Raw genomic sequence first — 23,579 nt, 5'->3', positions numbered from 1 at the left:
ATTCTATTTTGTATTAACAATTACACGTAAAAAATGATCAAACATTTAGTTACCCTTGCTGTATTCACAGTGGGTACTTCGCTATATGCACAACAAACGATTACTGGACAAATCGTAGATGAAACTCATACCCCAATCATTGGTGCTTCTGTTTTTTATGCCAATCAATCTATTGGTGTAGCGACAGATGCACAAGGGAAATTCACCTTGCCTTATGTAGAAAAGGAGTCCTTAACCATCTCTTATATCGGGTATAAAACTCAATCACTTACTCCACAAGCAGGACAATCCTATCACCTTGTTTTACAACCAGAAGAATCGTTAGATGAAGTAATCATCCAAACGAAACAACGCAATACCACGCGTTCAATTAAGGGAACAACAAATAGTTTCACCATGAATAGTGGAGAATTACTCAAAGCGGCTTGTTGTAATATTTCAGAAGCTTTTGAAACAAATCCATCCATTGATGTCAATTATACAGACGCAATTACTGGAACTAAGCAAATTAAAATGCTAGGATTAACTAGTCCTTATATTTTGATTGCAGAGGAGAATATTCCTTCGGTACGCGGAGCTTCTCAAATTTACGGGTTGACTTTTACACCAGGAACTTGGGTAGAGAGTATCCAAGTAACGAAAGGAGCAGGAACCGTAATCAATGGGTATGAAAGTATCTCAGGTCAATTGAATACTGAATTAATCAAACCAGCGACGGATCGTCCGTTTTTCTTAAATCTATATGGTTCAACAGATGAACGTTTTGAAGCAAACGTACATGGAAATTATCGTTTAAATGACAAATGGAGTTCTTCTCTATTCATCCACGGAAACTTGAGAACTGGTGACCACGATAAAAACCACGACGGTTTCTTGGATATGCCAAAAGGAGAGCAAATTAATGTAATGAATCGTTGGCAGTACATCAACCCAGAGAAAGGGGTGGTAAGTTTTATCACGGCTCGTTATATGAAAGATAATAAAGTAGCAGGACAAGTGGATTTCGACAAAAAGAAAGACAAGGGCTCTACAGTACTTTGGGTATCAGAGATTAATACAGAAAAGATCGATTTATCCACCAAACTAGGGTATGTATTTCCAGATGTGCCCTTCCAAAGTGCAGGATTACAAGTCGCGTATAACTACCACAAACAAGATTCTTATTTTGGATTGAATCTCTATGATATCAAACAGAATAGCTTATACTCTAATCTTGTTTTCAATTCTATTATCAACAATACCCTACATAAATTCACTACGGGAATTAGTTTTACATTAGACCAATATACTGAACAGGTATTTGTTCCTGGTATTGATGCAAATTTCAACCGCACAGATAATGCTTTAGGGGCTTTCTACGAATATACGTATGACAATACCACTGACTTCAGTATTATAGCAGGTATGCGTGTGGATTATCACAATCGCATGGGGCTATTTGCAACACCGCGTTTGCATTTGCGCTATAATCCATGGGAAAATGGGGTTTTACGTGCTTCAGTAGGTCGAGGAAAACGCCTTGCAAACGTATTTGCGGAAAACCAAATTTTCTTTGCAACGAATCGCTACTTCCAAATTGAAGGGAACAACGGAAAAATCTATGATTTAGATCCTGAAATTGCATGGAATTATGGATTAAGCTTTACACAAAACTTCCATTTAATTGGTCGAAAAGGAGATGTAACATTGGATTTCTACCGTACAGATTTTGAAAACCAAATTGTGGTAGATGCCGATTATGATGCACATCAGTTATTATTTTACAACTTAGATGGAAAATCCTATGCAAATAGCTTCCAACTAGAGATCAACTATAACTTAGCGCGTAATTTAAATCTTCGTTCTGCCTATAAATACTACGATATTGCTACAGATCAAAAGACAGGTAAATTCGAAAAAGCCTATCAACCCAAACATCGTTTCTTTGCGAATTTAGAGTTTACAACGAACGAACAAGACAATGGTGCACATTGGAAATTTGATTTCACTTACAATTGGTTAGGCAAACAACGTATTACCTCTACTGCAGAGTATGCTACTGCGAATCAGATGAAATCAGCTTCAAATCCGTATTCTTTGATGAACTTCCAAATTACAAAAGTATTCTCTCCTCGTTTTGAATTTTATGTTGGTGGGGAAAATATTGGAAACTACAAGCAACGCAATCCAATTGTTAGTGCTAGTAATCCTTTTGATACTGATTTTGATACCTCTATGGTCTATGCTCCTATTGCAGGCTCAATGTATTATGCAGGCTTGCGTCTTAAACTTTAATTAACTCAAACTCTTTATAAGATGAAAAAATTATTTTTAACACTAGGGCTATTCCTAGTTACGAATGCAGCTATCGTTGCACAAGAAAAAGAACAACCAAAACAAGTAATTGGCGTGAAAGGTTTATGCGAGATGTGTAAAAAACGCATTGAAAAAGCAGCTTTAGACGTTAAAGGCGTACGCTCTGTAGATTGGTCTATTGCAGATCAACAGCTAACGGTGTATTTGAATCCAAAGAAAACAACGGGAAAAGAAGTACAAGAAGCAGTTGCTTTAGCGGGTCATGATACAGAATCAGTAAAAGCAACAGATGAAGCGTATAACAATTTACATGGTTGTTGTAAATACGAGAGATAGGTATAAAAAATAAAAAAGCACTAACTAGCGATTAGTGCTTTTTTTCAAACAACAATATGCTATTCTGTAGCCAAACTCACAAACTACAAAATATCTTTTTCTTTTTCATAGCATTTCTCCCTATCTTCTGTAAACCATCTTGAACAAGACACTAAAACATCGTTTACTAGAAAGATAAACAGAAACGTAATTTCTCTTTATAGCTGTATTTTATTACACAACAAAAGTAAGATGCTATGCATGCATAAAACATGATTTTTATCACTTTTTAGAAAAAATAGCTTAAAAAACGTTTTTTTCATAAAAAAAAGCACTTATGAGATTCATAAGTGCTTTTTTTATTGCGTCCGCGGAAGGGCTCGAACCCTCAACCCTCAGAGCCGAAATCTGATATTCTATCCAATTGAACTACGCGGACCAACCAAAAAATTTATTTTGTCAATAGTGTTTTTACTATTGTTGAAATTGTCTTTCCATCAGCTTTACCAGCTAATTCTTTCGATGCCATTCCCATTACTTGTCCCATAGCAGCCATACCTGCATGATTTCCATCAGCGATAATTTTAGCAATAATTGCTTCTACTTCTTCGTTAGACAACTGTGCTGGTAAAAATTGTTCGATAACAGCTACTTGTGCTAATTCAGGTTCTACTAAATCCGCTCTTCCTTGTTCAGCAAAAATAGCTGCACTGTCTTTGCGTTGTTTTACTAATTTTTGTAAAATCTTAATCTCTTCCTCTTCGCTAATTTCTTCTTTAGAACCTGATTGAGTTTGCGCTAATAACAATTCTGCCTTAACTGCTCTAAGTGCTTCTAAAGCGATACTATCTTTTGATTTCATGGCGCTTTTCATCGCATCCATAATACTTGCTTGTAAACTCATATCTTATTTATTTGATTTTGCAAAGATATAAAAAAGCCGAGAAAACAAGACAAATTCGCTATTTTTACTTTTTATTCTCCCCACATATTCATCCTCCTTTTACAAAAAAAATAAAATTATTCCTTTTTTGAAGAAATAATTCCCTCTGCTCCATTATACTTTCCTACCCAAAAAAAATCCAAAAAAGAAAACGGCTAACTTTATTTAGTCTCGGTAAAACGTTAAAATAGAGCGAGAACCCTTCATATTCCATAGAAAATTCTATTTTTACAGTCAATAAAATATTTTAGAAAACACTATTTACCCCTTCTTATAATGTTATCTTCTATTGAACTAAAATCCATTTATGGATTTGATGCTGGCACAGCCACTTATCTGACTGAAAATGATCATCTTTTTCAACAGCACAACGACGTATATCAATTGCTTTGGCTGCAAAAAGGAAAAGTTTCCGTGATCATGTCTACCAACAAAAAAGAATTGACAGAAGGCGACTGTTTATTTCTGGGTAAAAATGAATTATTTCGCTTAACTGCTGACGAGAGCTATTCCCTCTGTTATGTCCAATTTACGGACAACTTCTATTGTCGTACAGAAGTAGATCGTCACTTTTTGGATAAATGTGTCTTTTTTGACAATACCAAAGCGATAAATTCCATTACACTGAAACCAGAACAAGCGGCTTTTGCGCAATACTATTTTATTTCATTACTGAAATTACAAAGCAAAACGTACAGCAATTTGAATTATATGACTGCTCATAATATTATTGAGCGCGTCTTACTTTTCATTATGGCTTGTCATATTAATACCTATGTAGAGTTTAATAAGGAAAAGTTATCTCCTGCTCAACTTAAAAATGTCATTAAGTTTAATGAACTGATTAAAACCAATATTCGAAAAGAACGCAACGTACAGTTTTATGCAGATCACATGAATATTTCAGTTTCAAAGCTTACCGAAATTAGCAAGGATATTTATGGAACAACGCCTAAAAAGATTATTGCGAGTGCCGTAGTGAATGAGGTAAAGCTATTATTAAAGCACACTCCTTTGACAATCAAAGAGATTGCGTATGAGTTAAACTTTGAAGATTCAAGTAATTTCACTCGCTTTTTCATTAAAGCAACGGGACTGAGTCCAAAGGAATACCGCGAGAGTTTATAACGTACCCTCTCTTTTATAAGATCATACAGGCACCAATGAGTTTCATTGGTGTTTTTTTTTGCGCCCGCGGAAGGGTTCGAACCCTCAACCCTCCGAATTAAAATCGAAAAGCACATTTCAACACTTCTAAAATCTTTCCATTTGCGACAACAAAACCGAATTAAATTCTCAAAACACGACTTCAAACCGTATTTTTAAGTAAATATTCACTAATTAAGAGAAAAATGACAATTCTTTAGCGAGATTTGACCTTTATTTAGAAGCTAACCTACTATACATTTGTCCTATCAAAACAAGTAAAAAAAAACACTTTAAAAAAAATAACAAAACGATGAAAACAACCTTCAAATTAGCATTAGTAGCCGCTTTATCTTTTATCAGTGTAACATCATTTGCTCAAGAGGGCAACAAAAAAAGTTCAAGCACTACCAACTTAAACGTTAATTTGTCAGATGTATACGAACTTAACGTAACAAATGCATCTGTAACTATCCCGATGAATACTGTTGAGCAGTTTCAAAAAGGAAGTACTTCTGGAGAATTAAAAAATCACTTAGAAGTAACAGCTACTCAAAAATACGAAATCAAAGTAGTAGCAAGTAGCGATTTAAACAACAGCGGTGTAACTATTCCAGTAAACACAGTAGAAGTAAGAATCAAAGGAAATACTAATTTAGCTGAAGGAGCAGGACCAAACAATTTCACTGCCTCTCACAACATTGCACAATTAGCAACAACAGAAAGTACACCTTTAATCACGACTTCTGCAGGTACAGCAAAAATGGGATATGCAGTTGAGTATGCTATTCCAGCAAGTCAAACTTCTGCTTATACAGACAAAAAAGAAGGAACTTACACTACAACAGTGACTTACAATTTATACGCATTATAATATAAAAAGCGCCCCAATTTTATCTACTGTTGCTTCATTTTTGCAACAGTAGATTTTTTTTATCTGCTCCTTTCACTGGGTCAACATGTGTTCAAATAAATCGCCTAGGTCGTGCTAAAAAATTGAGAAGTCTAGCTTCTATTTCACCTTTAAGGCCTTTATTTTAGAGAAATCTGCTTAATTAATTCGATTTTTTTTGCTAAATTTAACCTAGATAATTTGATACAATGCGAAACATATTAGCCCCTTTATTCCTGTTGTTTAGTTTTGTCCTATCTGCGCAAAATTCAGCTCAAAGTAACCTTAATGTTATTTTGAAACCCATCCAATCGATTAAAATTAACGATCAGCAACAGCACGTTAATTTATCTTTTGAAACGGTTGAAGATTATACCAAAGGAAAAATCAGCAATCAAGCAGATCACATCGAAGTGATGAGTAGTGGAACCTATGAAATACGCGTAGTTGCTCAAGCTCCTCTTATGCATGATGCCGATGAAATTCGAGTAGAACATATTGGACTCAACCCTAGCTTAGGTGCTATTGGTGATTTTAGAGATAATATTACACTTCTTCCCGTTTCGCTTTCTATGCGCGAACGCAATATGATCCAATCGAATGCAGGTGATGTAAAACGAACTTTTAATGTTTCGTACAAAATGAATGCCTCTGATGAATTATTAAATAAACCAGTGGGTACTTATAGTACTGTTATAACCTATACTATTTTATCTTTGTAACAATATACGTGTTTAAAAAAACTCTATTTATCTTAACTTTGTTACTTACCACTTCTCCAATCTTAGCTCAAATTGGTTCTGCTAAGTCTAAAATTGTGCTCAATTTTCGAGAACAACAGTCGTTGGTAATTAGTCATCCTTCTGTTGACATAAACCTCAACAAAGGTGCTGAATACGCTAAAGGTGTAGAAACAGGTATGCTTAAAAATCACTTAATCATCCAATGTTCCACTCCTTACGAATTATCGGTACGTTCCATTAATGCGTATTTCCAATATGAAAATTCGCTTTCTGGTTTACCCGTATCCATCATTCGCATTAAACCGAATATTACCACATCTACGACCTTGGATTTTCCGTTGCAACTACATCCCGTTGATCTAACCATTAATCCACAGCTTATGATTCAATCTAATAATAGAGGGAATAGTCAACAAATAGATGTCAATTATACAATACCCGTTCAAAATATTGGTCAAACATTAAATCAAAAAGCAGGAAGTTATCAAACTACAATTGTTTATACTTTATTGCCCCATTAATTAATTGCTTTATAATGAGAAAATTATTTTATCTAGTCTTTCTTTTGAGTTCAATTGTTTCATTTGCACAAGCGGGATTATCCATCTCTCCTGGAAAAATGTATTTTCGAAATACGGCGGGTACGGTTGCTACACAAAAGGTACGTATTGCAAATCCCAATGATAAAGCAGTTGAAGTAGGAGTTTCTTTAGGGGATTGGAATTATGATACCAATGGAAGTAATCACATTGCGGAAGCTAATACCTTGCGTAATTCTGCTTCCTCTTGGATTCAGGTTTTACCTAATTCTTATTTTGTAATTGAACCAAATGAGATCAAAGAGGTAGAGGTAATTTTGAATGTTCCACAGCAATTAGATGCTGGCACACCTGTACATACGGCGATGATTTTCTTTACGCAGTTAAATCCAGGGAATGCAGTAGACGAAAATGGAGCTGCAATAAAAGTAACGGTTCGCATGGGATTAAAAGTATATCATGCCAATCAGAATAATACAGAATCCGTAGAGATTACAAATTTAGAACCAAATAAAACGACAGATGGCCAGCGTGCAATTGATGTTTCGTTTCAAAATAATGGATTATTGTGGAGTGACGGAAAAATCACAGCTACAATATTTGATCAACAAACAGGAGAAAAACAAGCCTTGAATACGCTTGATTTTTATAGCTTACCTGATGACTCGAGAAAACAATCTTTTCCTTTGCCGCAAGATTTAAAACCAGGCACCTACACTTTTATAGTACAATTGACTTATGGAAAGGACAATACTGTGAAAGTAGCCGAACTTGATTTTACCCTATGAGTTTCAAACAAAAACTTTTTTTAGCACTTACTTGTTGTTTGCATACCTTTATTTATGCCCAATATGACCTCAATGTATACGATGGTGGGCAATTGGTGCTAAACTCCTATAACGATTTAAAATTTGGCAAGTCGGAAGAGCGACAAATTTCGGTTCAATTTAGAAGAAATTTTAATGTAACTGCCCCTGCCAAATGGAAAATTACAGTTCGTTTACTCGATGATTATACGTTCGAAAACTATAGTGTTCCGGCAGAAAATTCGAGCTTAAGCATCAATAGACAAAGTGGTAATTTCAATCAAATTTCATTCAGCAGTATAGGACGAGACTTACCTTTGAGTAAATTCCAAGAAAGTACTATTGTAGAAAGTACAACAGCACTTCCTGAAGGGAACTATTACACCCTATCTTTTAACTTAGCACTACGAGGGGGCGTGCATCTTTTAACCATTCCCAATGGTATCTACCGCAGTACTTATGAGTTTTCACTCTATGATACAACTTCGGGGAAAGATGTTTTACTCACCCGTAGAACTTCCTCACCAGGAGTTGCGCGATTCCAAGTGAATTATGTAGGAAATCACGGGGATCAGGTGGCTGAATTGCGCAACGGAGCCAATGAATTTATTTTTAATTTTGACTCTCCAGAAGACATCGTTAAGGGTAAAAAAATTACCATCAACAATGCTTTATATGTTCGAAGTTATCAAGGGCACCAAGTATTGGTTAAAACAGCTGATAATCTGCTATACAACACAACGATGTCTAATAGTATTCCTGTTTCTGTTTTAAAACTAAAAGCCACATTAAACAATATTCAAGGCGGAAATGCTTCTGAGGTTACCTTATTTGGACCACTCTCCTTATCCGCTCAAGAACAAGCCTTGGCTTCTTTTCCGAGATGGAGTCAATCCATGTCCTACAATTTGGAATTGAGTATTCCTCCCAACACCAAAGAACTACAACAAGCAAGTGGAAGATATGAAACCTATCTTTATTTTATAATTGTTCCGAATTAATGGCTAAAAAGCTTTTTATCTTCTTTTTCTTTTTACTTGGTTCATCTTCGTTGTGGGCACAGGGGGCATCTGTTTTTTTAAAATTTACCACCACTGCTTCTCAAGCCGATGAACTAGGGCATGTTACTGCTACGCTGGAACTATCCAATTTGGGGCAATCTGCGTGGACAGGAAATCTAGGGATAGAAAGCAATGCTAAATCCATTCGCATTTCGAGTTCGCCAACAAAAGTAGTGCGATTAAATCCTGGTCAAAAGATGTTTGTGCCCGTTATTGCACAAGTAGACCAAAGTACAGCGATGGAAGGAAACTTATCCATTAAAGCTAAATTAACTGCTGATTTTGGCCCTTCTATTCCTTGGGTAGAACAGCCAGTTTTAATTCAAAAGAATCGACGTATTCTACTTTTAAATGTAGAAAACCAACTCCAATTTCAACAAGTTGGAGACAGTATCTATTTGAAAGCCTTGATTCAAAATAAAGGAAATACAACGGAGAAAGTTCATTATATTCTGACCTTACCTTCTCAACTGTACAAAGATAAAACCTTAGCCCTTGATTTTGCCCTTCAACCGCAAAATGACACCTTACTTTCCATTCAACAACGCATTAGCAAAGAGGCTTTTAAATTAGAGGATTTCGATATTAGTGCGACTTTGTTATATGAAAATGGCGATTTTATTGCTCGTACCAATTATGCTGTTAGTTCATTAAAATCAAAACGACGCTATAAAGCAGAAGACCAAAACCTTGCCTATGCAGCACAATCCAATACAGTAGAATTAAACCGTGTAATGGGAAAAAACGTGCTGGGGGCTACACAATTGATTGGTTCAGCTACCTTACAATTTACAGAGAAAACGCAACTGGGGTTAACTGCTGACTTGATTCATTGGGATAAAGAAAATAAAATGAATTTGCGCTACTTCCTTGCTGACTTTCAAACAGAAAAAGTACAAGTACAAGCGGGTAATATTTTTCAATCGGGTGAGTTCTCTCAACAAGGACGTGGGATTCAATCGAATATTAAAGTGAGTGATTCCCTCTATATTCAAGCGGGGTATTTAGATAAAACATATCTGATTACCGATCCTAATGATCGTTCTATTGGCTACAATACTTGGGTGGGATTCCAATCACAAAAGAATCGCTGGAAACAGGCACAATTGTATTACGATGTCAATCATCGCTATGATGAAAAGAAAATACTAGCGTACAATAGCTTTACTTTATGGAATAAACCAACTATTCAAGCGGATTTAAATCAAGGGACTTCTTTACTACAAGCAACAGAATCCAAACAATTGGGGCTGTTTGTCGGGTTAAATTTATATGCCAATTTCAATAAGTATCAGGTACAGCACAACAGCTTTTATAGTAGTCCATATTACGGAGGCATACGTCAAGGAGTTTCTCAAGTAGCCACGACTGTTCGACGCAATTTTGACCGACACAGTGTTGGAGTCGTTCAACATTTTATTGATTATGCGCCAAAGTACAGCTATACCAATTCCTATAATGCCAAACAACAATCCAATACGGTGGGGTTAAGCTATTCGTATCGATTCGCAACAAGTACACTTGCCGTAAGTCCACAATATGTCCATGAGAAACGCTATAACTACCACACAACGGCTATGGAAGATTTATATGCAGTTCGACTCAATACAGCCTTTACGAAAAGTAACTTCTTAAAAGGCTTAGGATATAATGCGTCTATTGATTTAGGAAATTACACAACAGAAACAGAGCTACAAGAGCGCTTACATTATCGAATCAACCTGGGATTAAACTATAAATATTTTGATTTTGGGTTGAGTTACCAATACAATTACAACAACTTAAGCGAACTTATTAATGCTTCTTATTACGACGTGCAAACGCTGAATACCTATACCAACTTGATGGTTATGGGAAACTATCGACAGCGTTTTTTCAACAATCGCTTAGGTGTTCAATTCAGTAGCTACTATACCCATACGACTACAAGTGGTGATTTTTGGCAGTTTAATACCCGTGTAGAATACAAGCTTAAGAAAGACTTTGATATTTATATCACGAATTACAATAATTATGGAGGCTATTCTTCTAGTAACCAAACCAATTATGTACAAGTGGGGTTGATTAAACAATTGATGCCTTATAAATTCTATGAGAAATCTTATAATTTAAAAGTACTCGTATATTATCAAGATGAAGATCAAACCTTAACACCGGCGAACCATCGCATCGTAACTATCAACAACAAAGCTTTTGTTACGACTGATGAAGGAACTATTGAATACAAAAAACTACCTGCGAATACCTATACGATTCAAACACAAAATGACAAGCATTGGTTTGCTCAGGTTGAAAAAATTCAATTGAATTCAGATGTGACTCATATTATTTATTTAAGACAAACGACTACCATAACAGGAAGTCTTGCTTATGAATATACAGCGAATTCATTCTCCATCAACAAGAACTTAGCAGGGCAACGTATAACAGCACAAAATACCCAAGGAGAAGTATTTACTACGTATACATCGGATGAAGGTAAATACGCCTTTTATTTGCCTAAAGGAGATTATATCTTAACTGTATATCCAGAACATCAGAATCAGGTGGATGTAGTGGAAAATGCAGTTAAAATCAGTACTGCAGTAGGTGAATCTAGAGAGGTTTCATTTACCTTGAAAGTAAAAGAGAAAGAAGTTCAGGTTAAAAAATTCAAAGCGGTTAGTTTCTAATCCTACACAAAGACTTTCCAAATGGGAAGATTTTTTGTTGTATCAGGGTCTAACATCAGCCTCACTACAGTTGATTTTGTGACTATTTATCGTTTTATCAATAGCAATCCAAGCATCGTCTGCAATGACTTTAATGGTATACGTAATCAGAATATTCCCTCTACAAGGTTCTTCTGTTCTAGCAATTAATTCTACGCCATTGCTTTCATCTGCATTGAATACATACGAACTTATCTTTATTTTATCCTTGCGTACGATCCATTCTTTTTCCATAAACGTCAAATTCAATATTTGGTTAGGCTCCACTAAAGTTGGAAAACTAAACCGATATAAATCCCTAGGATAATTAACCCTATAATATGGTTGTGATTCCTGCTGATAGTGCAAATTTAATCCCATGCCATCTCCTCGATTAACAAAAAAAGGCAAGATTCGATCTTTCCAAAGGTGCACTTGATACAAATACCCCCATTCTGTCTTTTGCTTAGGATCGGCATATTCTACTACCACAAATTCTCTTCCTTTTTTAGCATCAGACCAGGGAGTATCCTTATAATCACTGGTTTTAAAATCACCCGTCACGATTTTCTCACCAAAGGTAACAGGCGTGCTTGTGGTGACGGTATAAGGTTGTGTAAACTCCAACTTCCGTAAAACTTCATCTGCAGTATATTTGGATTTCACAAGCGTTGGACTGAGCTGAGAACAAGAAGTAAAAGCAATCCATACACAAAAAAAAAGAGGGTATATTTTTTTCATCGTTACTATTTTACATTAAAAAAAGAGACGACAATTTACAGTAAACCAAGTAGTTGTAAAAATAAATTACAGAACACATTCAAATAAAAGAAGGTGTTTATTAAACAATTCGCATAAATATTTGAATACAGTAACGAATTTACCATACTATCCTATACGAAAACAACACCTCAAGTTCTCATTTTTAACTTTCCTAAAGATTCTAAACCAAAAAGTACTGCCTCTATAGCAATAGGACAGTACTTTTTACATACTTTCAATAGTCAAATAACCTTTACCAATCAAAAGCTATAGTGGATTCAAGTCATAACCATCTTGGGTTTTTTCAATAATAACCCATGCATCATCTGCCACTACTTTAATTTTATACGTAATTAAGATATTTCCACGAAAAGGTTTCTCTGTTCTTGAGATTAATTCAACCCCTCTACTTTGGTTGGGTCTAAATTCATAAGAAGTAACCGTCACCCAATCGCTATGATCCACCCACTCACTTTCTATGTAAGATAATTCCAGTATTTCATTCGGCTCAACCAAAGAAGGATATTTGAATATCTGCAAATCTGTAGCATAATGAACACGATAATAGGGCTGTAAGTCACCATCATATCGTAAATTCAATCCCATCCCATCCCCTCGATTCACCATGAATGGCAAGGTGTGATCCTTCCAGAAGTACACTTGATATAGATATCCCCACTCTGTAGTTTGATTGGGATCCGCATATTCAACCACAATAAACTCTTTTCCCTCTGTAGCACCATACCAAGGTGTATCAACATATTCATTCTCACTTAAATCACTCGTTGCCGTTTTTTCCACAAAAGAAACTGGTGTGCTATTTGTGACCGTATAAGGTTGTGTAAATTCCAACTTCTTGATCACTTCATCCGCTAGAAATTTCGCTTTCACATGTATACTATTAGGTTGAGAAATAGAAGATAAAGACACAAATAGTGTCAAAAATAATAAATACACTTTTTTCATAGTTAATTTTGTTTCGGGTAATAGATAAAGAAATTTGAAGGATCATCTATGGAATGGCCACCTTGAATATAAAAATTTCCATCTTTTCCTTTTGTTCCAATATAGTCTATGACAATAATAGGAACGTTATACGTGTTAGCAAATAAAATATCCGAAGATGAAAAACCTGCTTTTCTAAAAGTATTATTAGGTAAATAAGTCAGTGGAGTATGTGTATGAAAGGCGGCTACAAGTATTGCACTTAGAGGAATGACATTGTTCTCATCTGAATTGAATTCAACATTACTATTTCCTAACTTTACGGTTCCACTCATACTAGATCCACCTTCGACGTGCTCTCCATATTTAACATTGCCGATATAGATTTTATCTGTAGCTTCATCGTAGAAAATATAAGCTCCTGCTTCCCTCCTTCCATTTTCCTCTGATGCTGATTGTGTAGCTTCGATAAAAATCTCTTGCAATTCAGCCATAATTAAAGGGTCATTTAAAATTTTCTGCACCTTCAAATACTGAGGGGAATTTTGATTAACCTCATCTCCATTATTCAAATTTGAGTCTCCTGACGAGCCTCCAACTTCATTAGGAAAGGTACTCATAGAAGGCAACATTTCCAACCACAAATCATTAATTCCCGTTCCTCCTCCAGCCCCTGGAGGTCCAATGATTAATTCTGGTAAAATGAAAGATTCTCCACCATCTAGGCAATTACCATACTTATCTTCATCCAAACAATCATTTGCTAATTGTTTGTTCAAATCCTTACTCTGATTTCTTCTCTGTTCTAACAGAAGATCGTCTTTAGAACAAGAAAGAAACAAAAAAACAGGAATAATAAAATAAAATTTCCGCATATATAATTAGATTAAATAAATAGTACTTAATCTAAAAACATACCAAAATCGCTATATAACTAAATAATAACCCGTAAATAAACGGAATCATTACGAAATAATCATAAGATAATTGATTTTTATATCAAATATTTCAAGAGAAAATTCAACTACAACATTAGTAGTAAAAAGTAAAAAAAAGCAGCAGTAAACATATGTTTACTGCTGCTTTTTTTAAATTATAAGTAATTACCTAAAGGTTTCTTCCTTAATCTACATTATCGTGTAAAAATGAATTGTTTGATCTCAATTTAGGATCATTATTCCCATCTACACCGAATGATATTCTAGACTTATTACTTTCATCATTTACATCTTCCAAATCAACTCCTAAGCGTTTATATGCAGGCTCTTTTTCTAAATCTGAATAATGAGCTGTTGAATTGTTGAATTTGTAATTGAAGTCTTTCATTTTTCTTCTTCGCTCTGCCGCTCTGCTTCTCAATGTAAATTCTTCAATACTCATTTCTGTCGGATTCATCTCGTCGTAATCTTCTGTAGAAGCTTCTACCTCTACTTTATTTACAACTGGAGCACCTTCTGAACGTACAGAAAATTTAAATTCCTCTGCAATTTCTTCTGTGTGATTCACTACTGGTTTAGCTAAAGATAACTCTTCTTCTTTATCCATATAGTCTTCTAAAGAAAAGCGAATGATTTCTTCTTTCTTTGCCGCAGACTGAGCTATTGCATCATTTGCATGACCTACCACTTCCGCAGCAGATACTTCCATTTCAGCTAACTCTTCATCAAAATGGTACACAATTGGTGCAGCCACTTCTTGTTTCTTAGGCGTAACAATGACAAACTCAGGGTCAATTACTTGAATATCTCTGATGTCTTTTTGTTTTGAAGCCATCGGATCCTGTTGGTTGTGCTCTTGTGTTCTTTCTTCTGCTTTTGGCGTTACAATTTCGAAGAATACATCTAAGTTAGAAGCGTCTACTGATTTTCTTTCAAACACAACCTCATCTACTTCCCCTACCGGTTGAGTAGGAGCTGTTGGCCCGCCGAAATCATCATCGTCATCTCCTTCTTCGTAGTCATCCTCTAACGTAAAAACTTTTCTTGTTTCTATTTCGTAGTTTACTTCTTCTTTTTCTACTGCAAGTTCGCTTGTTTCTGGAGTAGAAACGCGCAACGGCTGATCAGGTGTAGTAAATCCGTAAGAAGATACAGCAGCTGTTTGCGTTAAATCACGCACTACTTTTTGCTCTTCTTCTAACGTGTGAATAATCACTTTTGGTTCAGATGAATTTACGATACTTTTTTGTTGCTCGTAGTTAAATCCCGTAGCAATAATAGTAACTGAAATTGCTTCTCCTAATGATTCATCTTCACCAACCCCCATAATGATATTTGCATTATGACCTGCTTCAGTTTGGATGTGATCATTGATTTCACCAATTTCATCAATTGTAATTTCATTTGTTCCAGAAACGATTAATAACAATACGTTTTTAGCACCTGAAATTTTATTATCATTAAGCAATGGAGAATCTAACGCATCAATAATCGCATCTTTTGCTCTATTGTCTCCTGATGCAGTTCCAGATCCCATAATAGCGGTACCGCTATCAGACAATACTGTTTTCGCATCTTTCAAGTCAATATTTTGCGTATAATGGTGCGTAATAACTTCAGCGATACCACGGGCAGCAGTTGATAATACCTCATCTGCTTTGGAGAAGCCAGCCTTAAAGCCTAAGTTTCCATATACTTCACGTAATTTATTGTTGTTGATTACGATTAGAGAATCCACTTGTTTTCTCAATCGATCAACTCCTCTTAACGCTTGTTCTTGACGTACTTTCCCTTCAAATTGGAAAGGAATCGTCACGATACCAACCGTTAATATATCTCTTTCTTTTGATAGTTGTGCAATTACAGGAGCAGCACCTGTCCCTGTACCTCCACCCATACCCGCAGTGATGAACACCATCTTGGTATTGGTATCTAGCATTTTCTCAATTTCTTCTATACTCTCTAAAGCAGATTGTTGTCCAACTTCTGGGTTTGCACCCGCACCTAGTCCTTCCGTTAGGTTAACCCCTAACTGAATTTTATTAGGAACTGAACTATTCTCTAAGGCTTGTGAATCCGTGTTACAAACGATGAAATCAACGCCTTTAATTCCCTGCTTAAACATGTGATTGATCGCGTTACTACCTCCGCCACCTACACCAATTACCTTGATAACGTTTGATTGGTTCTTAGGCATATCAAACTTTATTCCTCCGAAATCTGTATTCTCCATATACGTATCGTTTTATTATTCTTGCTTTTCAATAAATTCTTTAATTTTTCTAAAAAAGTTCCCTATGAAACTACTTTCGAAGCGATCAGCTGTACTTGTACTTGGCTGTCCTTCTTTTTGTTCTTCCTTAGGTTGTGAGATCGTTTCAACACGAGGTTGAATAACGCGCTCAACAGGCTCTTTTTGCGTATTTACCACTTCTTCTTCTACAGGAGAAGGATACACGACCTTTCTTTCTTCTGGTTTTGATTCAACTTTAGTTTCAACAGCTTTTAATTCTTCTACTGAAACAGCACCTCTTTTGCGGTGTTTTTCACTTTCCATCACCAATCCAACTCCCGTTGCATATAATGGACTTGAAACTTCTAAACTTGAATCTCCAGCTAAATGCTCATTTGGATATCCAATACGGGTATCAATACCTGTAATATATTCGACTAATTGTTTAATGTGTTTGAGTTCTGAACCTCCTCCTGTTAAAACAATTCCTGCGATTAATTTTTTCTGTGGATTTTCATATCCATAACTCTTAATCTCTGAAAAAACCAATTGAATAATTTCTTCTACACGAGCATTTATAATCTTCGAAAGATTTTTTAAAGAAATTTCTTTGGGTTCTTTTCCTCGTAAACCTGGAATAGAGACAATTTCATTGTCCTTATTTTCTCCTGGCCATGCAGAACCGAATTTTACTTTTAGAATCTCTGCTTGACGCTCAATAATCGAACATCCTTCTTTGATATCTTCTGTAATTACGTTTCCTCCAAAAGGCACTACAGCAGTATGGCGGATAATCCCATCTTTAAAAATAGCTAAATCCGTTGTACCTCCACCTATATCAATCAAAGCAACTCCTGCTTCTTTCTCTTCTTGGCTCAGTACTGCCTCTGCAGATGCTAAAGGTTCTAAGGTAATCCCCGCTAGTTCAAGGCCCGCATCTTTGATACAACGTCCTGCGTTCTTAATCAAAGCTGCCTGACCAACAACTACGTGAAACGTAGCTTCTAATCGACTACCATACATTCCTACCGGTTCTTTAATTCCCGGTTCTCCATCTATTTTAAATTCTTGTGGTAAAACATGAATAATCTCTTCTCCTGGCAACATACTCAATTTCTGCACCTGATTAATCAATTGTTCAATATCTTTATCTCCAATTACCTCATCAGGATTTGGACGACTAATATAATCACTGTGTTGAATACTTCTGATGTGTTGACCAGCAATACCCACTACAACATTTTTAATCTTATAACCTGCTTGAGTTTCTGCATCAGCCACCGCATGTTGAATCGATTGAATGGTTTGTGTAATATTATTCACCACTCCTCTTTTCACACCCAAACTCTTTGCTTTTCCTAAACCTAAGATTTCGAGCTTCCCGTATTCATTTTTTTTACCAATCATTGCAACAATCTTCGTTGTCCCAATGTCTAAACCAACAGCTATATTTTCTTTTTCCATACTCAATTTTTATTTTGAACACACCACTTGTTGGGTAAATTTCAGATTGATCTTTTTATAACTATCTATATCTATATTCTCATTCATTGCATACTGCATAAAAGCTTTGTAATTCATAAGTTTTCGTTCCATTTCATTGAAACTTCCAAACAAAATTTGGAACTTATTTACTCGACTTTTCAAATAAATCACTTCATCAGGTTGAATACTAATTCCTGTGATTTCTTGTTTTAAAAATTCATCGCCATTAATCACGTCCAACATGCGTTTTAATTCGCCTTGCGCTTCATTCTTAATGTTTCCTTCAACTAGAACTACGCGTTCCGCATAATTATCAGATAAAGGCATGCGACTTCCGTTTTCATCCAAATAGTACGATTCTACTTCTCCCACCACACGTCCAATCGCTTTTTTTTGATTGACTTCAACTTTTAAAACCCCATCAATGGTTACATATACCTCCGCTTCTTTAATCAGTTTATTTTGTAATACCCCTTTTTCTAACGTATTTAAATCGACTGTTGTTCGATCTTGAGCTATAATGTTACCGCTTTTATTCGTTACAATATCTTTTACATCACTAGAAGTTACAAAATGTGTTTCTTCTCCTTTAAAAATAATATCTACTCCTTTTAAATTACGGTGTGTGCTTCGGTCATTGCTAAAAGAATATAAAAACAATAAGACTCCTAGCATCATCAAAATGCGCAAATCTGACCATTTTATTTTCTTCAACAATTTTTTCATTTTTTTTTATTTTCTTTCTAAAGCTATTTTTATGTCTTGCACCATTTCTCCAATATCACCTGCTCCAATCGTCAGAATGATCTCAGCATCTGATGCTTTTAAATGTGTAATTAATTCCTCTTTAGCCACTAATTGCTTTTCTTTTGACGTTAATTGCGCTAACAATTTTGCTGAGGTAACTCCCTCAATTGGCAATTCGCGTGCAGGATAAATATCCAACAATATCACATTGTCAAATGTAGATAAAGCGGCTGCAAATTCATCCATAAAATCTCTTGTTCTACTGTACAAGTGTGGTTGAAACACAGCTACAATCTTTTTATCTCCGTGCATTTCGTGAACGGCCTGACTTGCGGCTTTGATTTCTGTTGGATGATGGGCATAGTCATCGATGTAAATTAAATCTTCTCGTCTAATTTTATACGAGAATCTTCGGCGTACACCGCGGAAGCTTTTCAACCCTTCGACCAACTTTTGTGTATCTACTCCATAGTCACTTGCCATTGCAAAAGCCATTAGTGCATTGGATAAATTGTGTCTTCCTGGTAAACCAAAAGAAACATCGTGAATCGTTTCCTTCGGTGTTACGATATCAAACACATACCATCCGTCTACTACTTTTATATCTTTCGCTTGATAGCTACAATCCAATCCAAATCCGACTTGGATTCCAGCTAAGTCTACCACTTCTGTAACAAATAATTTATTTGCTTCTGGTAAACGTTGAGCAAAATCTTTAAAAGCAACCAACATTTCTTCTGCCGTTCCAAATATATCCAAATGATCCGCTTCTGTTGAAGTGATACAGGCTACATTAGGGAACAAACGCAAAAAAGAACGATCAAACTCATCTGCCTCTACTACTGTAATTGTTTTACCGCTTCCGATTAAATTGGTTTGGTAGTTTTCGACTACTCCCCCTACAAATGCGGTAACATCTAATCCTGCTTGAAATAACAAATGTCCTAAGATACTTGTCGTCGTCGTTTTACCATGTGTACCAGCTACTGCAAAACAGTAGGTATCTTTGGTAATAATTCCCAATACTTCTGAACGTTTCTTGATTTCAAATTGATTTGATTTGAAATAATTCCATTCGGAATGTTCTTGTGGAACTGCAGGCGTAACTACAACTAACGTTGATGCTACTTCTTTATAATTTGCGCGAATTAAGTCTACATTATCTTCATAGTGAATCTCAATTCCTGCGGCTTCTAATTCTTGTGTTAATTGCGTAGATACTTTATCGTATCCTGCAACTTCTTTTCCAATGAATTTAAAATAACGAGCTAAAGCACTCATACCGATGCCTCCTATTCCTATAAAATATACGCTCTTAATGCTATTCATATCCATTTCTTACTTCTTCATTAATTCTACGATCTGATCTACTATATCTTTTGTTGCTTGGGGTAAAGCTAATTTTCTAAAATTTTGTCCCAGCTTCATTTGTTTTTCTTTATTGTTGAACAAGTCTTTGAACGTTGTGACAAACGTATCAGCTAACTCGCTTTCTTTAATCAAAAGTGCGGCATCTTGTTCGACGATGCTTCTCGCATTTTTGGTTTGATGATCTTCTGCTACATTAGGTGATGGAATAAAAATCACTGCTTTTCCAACCAATGCAAGCTCCGATACCGATGAAGCCCCTGCACGAGAAATAATGCTATCTGCGGCTGCATACGCTAAATCCATGCGATCCAAAAACGCGCGAACTTTTACTTCTGCAGATTCATACTGCTTATACTCCTCATAGTAGAACTTCCCACATTGCCAAATCAACTGTATGCCCATTTCTTTAAATAATGGCAGTTGTTCTTCGATCAATTGATTAATTCTACGTGCACCTAAACTTCCTCCCAAAACCAACAGCGTATTTTTTGATTGATCCAATCCAAAATAGGCCGTAGCTTCTTCTCTTTTTGATGCTACATCAAGTAATCCTTGACGAACAGGATTACCTGTTTTTATTATTTTGTGCTTTGGGAAAAATTGTTCCAATCCATCGTACGCCACACATATTTTATCCACTTCTTTACCTAGGAGCTTATTCGTAATACCTGGAAACGAATTTTGTTCTTGTACCAGTGTTGGGATTCCTTTTCCAGCAGCTACTTTCACCACAGCTCCGCTAGCAAATCCTCCAGTTCCAATAACAACATCCGGTTGAAATTGCTTGACAATCTTTCTTGATTTCTTTAAGCTACTTAATAACTTAAAAGGAAACATCAAATTGTCTAGTGTCAATTTGCGTTGAATACCAGAAATCCACAATCCTTCGATAGGATATCCTGCTTCAGGCACACGTTGCATTTCCATTTTTCCTTCTGCCCCTACAAAAAGAATATCGGCTTCAGGAAATCTCACTTTCAATTCATCGGCAATTGCCAATGCAGGAAAGATATGCCCTCCTGTTCCTCCTCCACTTACAATAAACTTTGGTTTACGTTCCATTTGCTTTTATTCTTCTATACTATTTTTTTCTAATCGTTCGATATGTAAATCATGTAGCATTTCTTGTTCCAATGCTTCCTCTTCTTTTTTCTTTTGTTCTTCGGCTTGTATTTCTGCTTCTTTCTTGGTTACACTCAAGATTACGGCAATAGCAAAACACGTCATCCAAATAGCGGTTCCTCCACTACTGACTAGCGGTAAAGCTTGTCCTGTTGTAGGTAAAAGCGAAACGGCTACGCCCATATTAATTAATGCCTGAAAGATGAGATAGAATCCCAATCCGGCGACTAATAATTTTCCAAAGAGCGTGGGTGCTTTATGTACCGCAATTAAAAAGCGATAAAACAGCAAAAGGTAAATTCCTAAGATGGTTAATCCACCGAATAATCCCCATTCTTCGACAATGATGGCATAGATAAAATCCGAAGATGACTGAGGTAAAAAGTTTTTCAAAACACTTTTACCAGGTCCTACCCCAAATAAACCACCATTAGCAATTGCCATCTTTGCATTTTCTACTTGATACAAATCGCGTGTTCCATCATCCGGTCCGGTAAAGCGGTCAATACGACTAATCCAAGTATCCACACGATTGGGAAATGCCCCTGGAAAAGCTTTAGCCACTAACACAAACATCAGCATCCCACAAGCGCCAATTCCGATGATGGACAGCAAGTATTTAAAAGGATATTTTCCAATAAATACCAAAACACAGACCATACAAAAGATCAAAGCGGCTGTAGAGAAGTTGGCTGGTAAAATCAATCCTATAATGACTAATACGGGAACCCATAATTGCCAAAAAGATGTTTTAAAAGACACGACTTCATCTTTAATGCCGGTGAGGTATTGCGCCACATACATCAGCAAGATAATAGCTGCTGTAGAAGAAGGTTGAAACTGCCCTAATAAGGGAATCTTCAGCCATCTACTTGCATTGGCTCCTCCAATTGTATTTCCTTTCAACAAGGTGTACAACAAGATCAATGCAATAATGGGCATACCGATAATGGCGATTTTCCGAAAGAGCGCATAGTCTCTTTTGTGAAAATACCACATGATGCAAATTCCAATAAATAAATGAACGAAATGTCGAAACAAGTAATCAGTCGTTGCCTTTCCCGTTCCGATGGTATAAACTAGATTCGTACTTGCACTATAAACTGGTAAAAAAGAAAGCATGGCCAATAAAATTGCTAATGCCCATATAATCTTATCTCCGTGTAATAATGAAAGTAATTTTTTCATCATCTACCTCTAATTTATCTATTGTTATAATTTCATTACTTCCTCCTTGAACTGTCTTCCTCTATCTTCATAGCTGGTAAACAAATCGAAACTTGCACAAGCTGGTGATAGTAAAACAGTATCTCCACCTTCAGCTAAAGCTTTTGCCTGAACAACTGCATCATGCATGGATTGTACTTCTACTAGATCATCTACAACCTTTTCATATGCCGCTTTTATTTTTTGGTTATCAATACCCAAACAAACAATTGCTTTTACCTTTTCACGTACTAAAGGCATCAACTCATCGTAGTCATTTCCTTTGTCTACGCCCCCAACAATCCAAACCGTTGGTGTTTTCATACTTTCTAAAGCAAAGAAAGTAGCGTTTACATTGGTTGCTTTCGAATCGTTAATATATTGGACGTTTTCTACTTTCAGTACTTTCTCTAAACGATGTTCAACTCCTTGAAAATCTGACAAACTTTCACGTATTACATTTTTTCGAATTCGCTTTAACTGTGCTATTGTTGTTGCTGCCATAACATTTTTTAAGTTGTGCATCCCTTCGAGAGCCACTTCCTTAATAGGTAATACAAATTTTTCATCACTCATATTCACTATAATTTTATCGTCTTCCACATAAGCTCCTTCTTCTAGTTTATGTTTAATAGAAAAAGGTAATTTATGTGCTTTTACCTCATGTTCGCTCAACCATTTCTGAATCTCCACATCGTCATAATCATAAATCAGGTAATCCTCTTCGGTCTGATTCATCGTAATTCGAAACTTTGAAGCGATATAATTCTCATATTTATAGTCGTATCGATCTAAATGATCGGGACTAATATTAGTGATTACTGCAATATGGGGTCTGTAGGTTTCGATACCATCTAATTGAAAACTACTTAACTCCAAAACATAACATTTTGCAGGATCCACCTTCACTTGCTCCGCATAACTTTGACCAATATTTCCACCTAAGCCGACGTTTAATCCACCGCGGTGTAAAACATGATACGTTAACATCGTAGTTGTCGTCTTTCCATTACTTCCTGTAATAGCAACCGACAACGCATCATTAAAAGGATAAGCAAACTCTATTTCAGAAATTACTTTAATTCCTTCTGCTACAATTTTTTTTACGATTGGCGCTTTATCTGGAATTCCAGGGCTTTTTACAACCACATCTGCATTTAATATCTTCGCTTCTGTATGTTGTTGTTCTTCCCAATCGATATGATGATGTATAAGAACTTCTTTATATTTTTCTTGGATGATTCCATAATCTGAAACGAAAGCGTCATATCCTTTTTCAATAGCCAATAAAGCTGTTCCAACGCCACTTTCTCCTCCTCCTAAAATAACCACTCTCATGT

General features: G+C 35.9%; 20 protein-coding genes and 1 tRNA gene. 9 read left to right on the top strand and 12 right to left on the bottom strand.

Annotated features, from left to right (window positions below):
• The first annotated feature begins 33 nt into the window (after nucleotides 1-33).
• Nucleotides 34-2,274 (top strand): TonB-dependent receptor domain-containing protein, encoded by a 2,241-nt coding sequence (locus tag ACUTSE_RS05760; protein ID WP_445639542.1) that lies wholly within the window; start codon nucleotides 34-36, stop codon nucleotides 2,272-2,274.
• 21 nt (nucleotides 2,275-2,295) lie between these two features.
• Nucleotides 2,296-2,631 (top strand): heavy-metal-associated domain-containing protein, encoded by a 336-nt coding sequence (locus ACUTSE_RS05755; protein ID WP_445639541.1) that lies wholly within the window; start codon nucleotides 2,296-2,298, stop codon nucleotides 2,629-2,631.
• A gap of 344 nt (nucleotides 2,632-2,975) precedes the next feature.
• Here ACUTSE_RS05755 and ACUTSE_RS05750 read toward each other — a convergent pair.
• Nucleotides 2,976-3,049 (bottom strand) — tRNA-Arg (locus tag ACUTSE_RS05750).
• A gap of 12 nt (nucleotides 3,050-3,061) precedes the next feature.
• A complete protein-coding gene (locus ACUTSE_RS05745; protein WP_002987665.1) occupies nucleotides 3,062-3,514 on the bottom strand; it encodes a GatB/YqeY domain-containing protein in 453 nt (150 codons plus the stop codon).
• Nucleotides 3,515-3,829: 315 nt separating this feature from the next.
• Here ACUTSE_RS05745 and ACUTSE_RS05740 point away from each other — a divergent pair, with 315 nt between their 5' ends.
• The 7 genes from ACUTSE_RS05740 to ACUTSE_RS05710 all read left to right on the top strand — a co-directional run bounded on the left by ACUTSE_RS05740 (nucleotide 3,830) and on the right by ACUTSE_RS05710 (nucleotide 11,412).
• Complete coding sequence (locus ACUTSE_RS05740) at nucleotides 3,830-4,681, top strand: helix-turn-helix domain-containing protein (protein WP_445639540.1); 852 nt, start codon at nucleotides 3,830-3,832, stop codon at nucleotides 4,679-4,681.
• A 331-nt stretch (nucleotides 4,682-5,012) separates the two neighbouring features.
• A complete protein-coding gene (locus ACUTSE_RS05735) occupies nucleotides 5,013-5,573 on the top strand; it encodes a hypothetical protein (protein ID WP_002987670.1) in 561 nt (186 codons plus the stop codon).
• 227 nt (nucleotides 5,574-5,800) lie between these two features.
• Nucleotides 5,801-6,313 carry a hypothetical protein gene (locus ACUTSE_RS05730; protein ID WP_283827686.1) on the top strand — a complete coding sequence of 171 codons (513 nt, stop codon included), beginning with the start codon at nucleotides 5,801-5,803 and terminating at the stop codon, nucleotides 6,311-6,313.
• An 8-nt stretch (nucleotides 6,314-6,321) separates the two neighbouring features.
• Nucleotides 6,322-6,855, top strand: coding sequence for a hypothetical protein (locus ACUTSE_RS05725; protein WP_445639539.1), 534 nt, complete (start codon nucleotides 6,322-6,324; stop codon nucleotides 6,853-6,855).
• Between the two features lie 14 nt (nucleotides 6,856-6,869).
• On the top strand, nucleotides 6,870-7,661 hold the full coding sequence (locus tag ACUTSE_RS05720; protein WP_002987679.1) for a hypothetical protein: 792 nt from the start codon (nucleotides 6,870-6,872) through the stop codon (nucleotides 7,659-7,661).
• Nucleotides 7,658-8,680, top strand: coding sequence for a hypothetical protein (locus ACUTSE_RS05715; protein WP_002987682.1), 1,023 nt, complete (start codon nucleotides 7,658-7,660; stop codon nucleotides 8,678-8,680). Before ACUTSE_RS05720 ends, ACUTSE_RS05715 begins: the two co-directional genes overlap by 4 nt.
• On the top strand, nucleotides 8,680-11,412 hold the full coding sequence (locus ACUTSE_RS05710) for a hypothetical protein (RefSeq protein ID WP_445639538.1): 2,733 nt from the start codon (nucleotides 8,680-8,682) through the stop codon (nucleotides 11,410-11,412). The genes ACUTSE_RS05715 and ACUTSE_RS05710 overlap by 1 nt, the downstream gene beginning before the upstream one ends.
• 42 nt (nucleotides 11,413-11,454) lie before the next feature.
• On the opposite strand, the gene ACUTSE_RS05705 is transcribed toward ACUTSE_RS05710, so the two are convergent.
• From ACUTSE_RS05705 to murD, 10 genes are all read right to left on the bottom strand, one after another.
• A complete protein-coding gene (locus ACUTSE_RS05705; protein WP_445639537.1) occupies nucleotides 11,455-12,171 on the bottom strand; it encodes a hypothetical protein in 717 nt (238 codons plus the stop codon).
• A 288-nt stretch (nucleotides 12,172-12,459) separates the two neighbouring features.
• The gene (locus ACUTSE_RS05700) at nucleotides 12,460-13,158 is read right to left on the bottom strand and encodes a hypothetical protein (protein ID WP_445639536.1); all 699 of its coding nucleotides are present in this window, start codon (nucleotides 13,156-13,158) and stop codon (nucleotides 12,460-12,462) included.
• 2 nt (nucleotides 13,159-13,160) lie between these two features.
• Nucleotides 13,161-14,012: a hypothetical protein gene (locus ACUTSE_RS05695; RefSeq protein ID WP_445639535.1), complete on the bottom strand. Its 852-nt coding sequence runs from the start codon at nucleotides 14,010-14,012 to the stop codon at nucleotides 13,161-13,163.
• 247 nt (nucleotides 14,013-14,259) lie between these two features.
• Nucleotides 14,260-16,308: a cell division protein FtsZ gene (gene ftsZ, locus ACUTSE_RS05690; protein WP_445639534.1), complete on the bottom strand. Its 2,049-nt coding sequence runs from the start codon at nucleotides 16,306-16,308 to the stop codon at nucleotides 14,260-14,262.
• Between the two features lie 15 nt (nucleotides 16,309-16,323).
• Nucleotides 16,324-17,772 (bottom strand): cell division protein FtsA, encoded by a 1,449-nt coding sequence (gene ftsA / locus ACUTSE_RS05685; protein WP_002987694.1) that lies wholly within the window; start codon nucleotides 17,770-17,772, stop codon nucleotides 16,324-16,326.
• Nucleotides 17,773-17,781: 9 nt separating this feature from the next.
• Nucleotides 17,782-18,519: a cell division protein FtsQ/DivIB gene (locus ACUTSE_RS05680; RefSeq protein WP_115091802.1), complete on the bottom strand. Its 738-nt coding sequence runs from the start codon at nucleotides 18,517-18,519 to the stop codon at nucleotides 17,782-17,784.
• A gap of 6 nt (nucleotides 18,520-18,525) precedes the next feature.
• Nucleotides 18,526-19,875, bottom strand: coding sequence for a UDP-N-acetylmuramate--L-alanine ligase (gene murC / locus ACUTSE_RS05675; protein WP_445639533.1), 1,350 nt, complete (start codon nucleotides 19,873-19,875; stop codon nucleotides 18,526-18,528).
• 3 nt (nucleotides 19,876-19,878) lie between these two features.
• Nucleotides 19,879-20,973 (bottom strand): undecaprenyldiphospho-muramoylpentapeptide beta-N-acetylglucosaminyltransferase, encoded by a 1,095-nt coding sequence (murG, locus tag ACUTSE_RS05670; protein ID WP_002987698.1) that lies wholly within the window; start codon nucleotides 20,971-20,973, stop codon nucleotides 19,879-19,881.
• A 6-nt stretch (nucleotides 20,974-20,979) separates the two neighbouring features.
• Nucleotides 20,980-22,221, bottom strand: a complete 1,242-nt coding sequence (locus ACUTSE_RS05665; protein WP_036462663.1) for an FtsW/RodA/SpoVE family cell cycle protein — start codon at nucleotides 22,219-22,221, stop codon at nucleotides 20,980-20,982.
• Between the two features lie 24 nt (nucleotides 22,222-22,245).
• Complete coding sequence (murD, locus tag ACUTSE_RS05660; protein WP_445639532.1) at nucleotides 22,246-23,577, bottom strand: UDP-N-acetylmuramoyl-L-alanine--D-glutamate ligase; 1,332 nt, start codon at nucleotides 23,575-23,577, stop codon at nucleotides 22,246-22,248.
• Nucleotides 23,578-23,579: the final 2 nt, after the last annotated feature.

The organism is Myroides sp. TSA_177.3 (assembly GCF_052691955.1).
The sequence above is the reverse complement of the archived record's forward strand: the minus strand, read 5'-3'. Positions and strand labels throughout refer to the sequence as shown.

What these genes read in the sequence shown, in the direction of transcription:
- ACUTSE_RS05735 (WP_002987670.1), top strand. Translation starts at nt 5,013, where the DNA reads ATGAAAACAACCTTCAAATTAGCATTAGTAGCCGCTTTATCTTTTATC.
- ACUTSE_RS05730 (WP_283827686.1), top strand. Translation starts at nt 5,801, where the DNA reads ATGCGAAACATATTAGCCCCTTTATTCCTGTTGTTTAGTTTTGTCCTA.
- murD (WP_445639532.1), bottom strand. Translation starts at nt 23,577, where the DNA reads ATGAGAGTGGTTATTTTAGGAGGAGGAGAAAGTGGCGTTGGAACAGCT.
- ACUTSE_RS05695 (WP_445639535.1), bottom strand. Translation starts at nt 14,012, where the DNA reads ATGCGGAAATTTTATTTTATTATTCCTGTTTTTTTGTTTCTTTCTTGT.
- ACUTSE_RS05700 (WP_445639536.1), bottom strand. Translation starts at nt 13,158, where the DNA reads ATGAAAAAAGTGTATTTATTATTTTTGACACTATTTGTGTCTTTATCT.
- ACUTSE_RS05680 (WP_115091802.1), bottom strand. Translation starts at nt 18,519, where the DNA reads ATGAAAAAATTGTTGAAGAAAATAAAATGGTCAGATTTGCGCATTTTG.
- ACUTSE_RS05715 (WP_002987682.1), top strand. Translation starts at nt 7,658, where the DNA reads ATGAGTTTCAAACAAAAACTTTTTTTAGCACTTACTTGTTGTTTGCAT.
- ftsA (WP_002987694.1), bottom strand. Translation starts at nt 17,772, where the DNA reads ATGGAAAAAGAAAATATAGCTGTTGGTTTAGACATTGGGACAACGAAG.
- murG (WP_002987698.1), bottom strand. Translation starts at nt 20,973, where the DNA reads ATGGAACGTAAACCAAAGTTTATTGTAAGTGGAGGAGGAACAGGAGGG.
- ACUTSE_RS05665 (WP_036462663.1), bottom strand. Translation starts at nt 22,221, where the DNA reads ATGAAAAAATTACTTTCATTATTACACGGAGATAAGATTATATGGGCA.
- ACUTSE_RS05740 (WP_445639540.1), top strand. Translation starts at nt 3,830, where the DNA reads ATGTTATCTTCTATTGAACTAAAATCCATTTATGGATTTGATGCTGGC.
- ACUTSE_RS05720 (WP_002987679.1), top strand. Translation starts at nt 6,870, where the DNA reads ATGAGAAAATTATTTTATCTAGTCTTTCTTTTGAGTTCAATTGTTTCA.
- ACUTSE_RS05745 (WP_002987665.1), bottom strand. Translation starts at nt 3,514, where the DNA reads ATGAGTTTACAAGCAAGTATTATGGATGCGATGAAAAGCGCCATGAAA.
- ftsZ (WP_445639534.1), bottom strand. Translation starts at nt 16,308, where the DNA reads ATGGAGAATACAGATTTCGGAGGAATAAAGTTTGATATGCCTAAGAAC.
- ACUTSE_RS05710 (WP_445639538.1), top strand. Translation starts at nt 8,680, where the DNA reads ATGGCTAAAAAGCTTTTTATCTTCTTTTTCTTTTTACTTGGTTCATCT.
- ACUTSE_RS05705 (WP_445639537.1), bottom strand. Translation starts at nt 12,171, where the DNA reads ATGAAAAAAATATACCCTCTTTTTTTTTGTGTATGGATTGCTTTTACT.
- ACUTSE_RS05760 (WP_445639542.1), top strand. Translation starts at nt 34, where the DNA reads ATGATCAAACATTTAGTTACCCTTGCTGTATTCACAGTGGGTACTTCG.
- murC (WP_445639533.1), bottom strand. Translation starts at nt 19,875, where the DNA reads ATGGATATGAATAGCATTAAGAGCGTATATTTTATAGGAATAGGAGGC.
- ACUTSE_RS05755 (WP_445639541.1), top strand. Translation starts at nt 2,296, where the DNA reads ATGAAAAAATTATTTTTAACACTAGGGCTATTCCTAGTTACGAATGCA.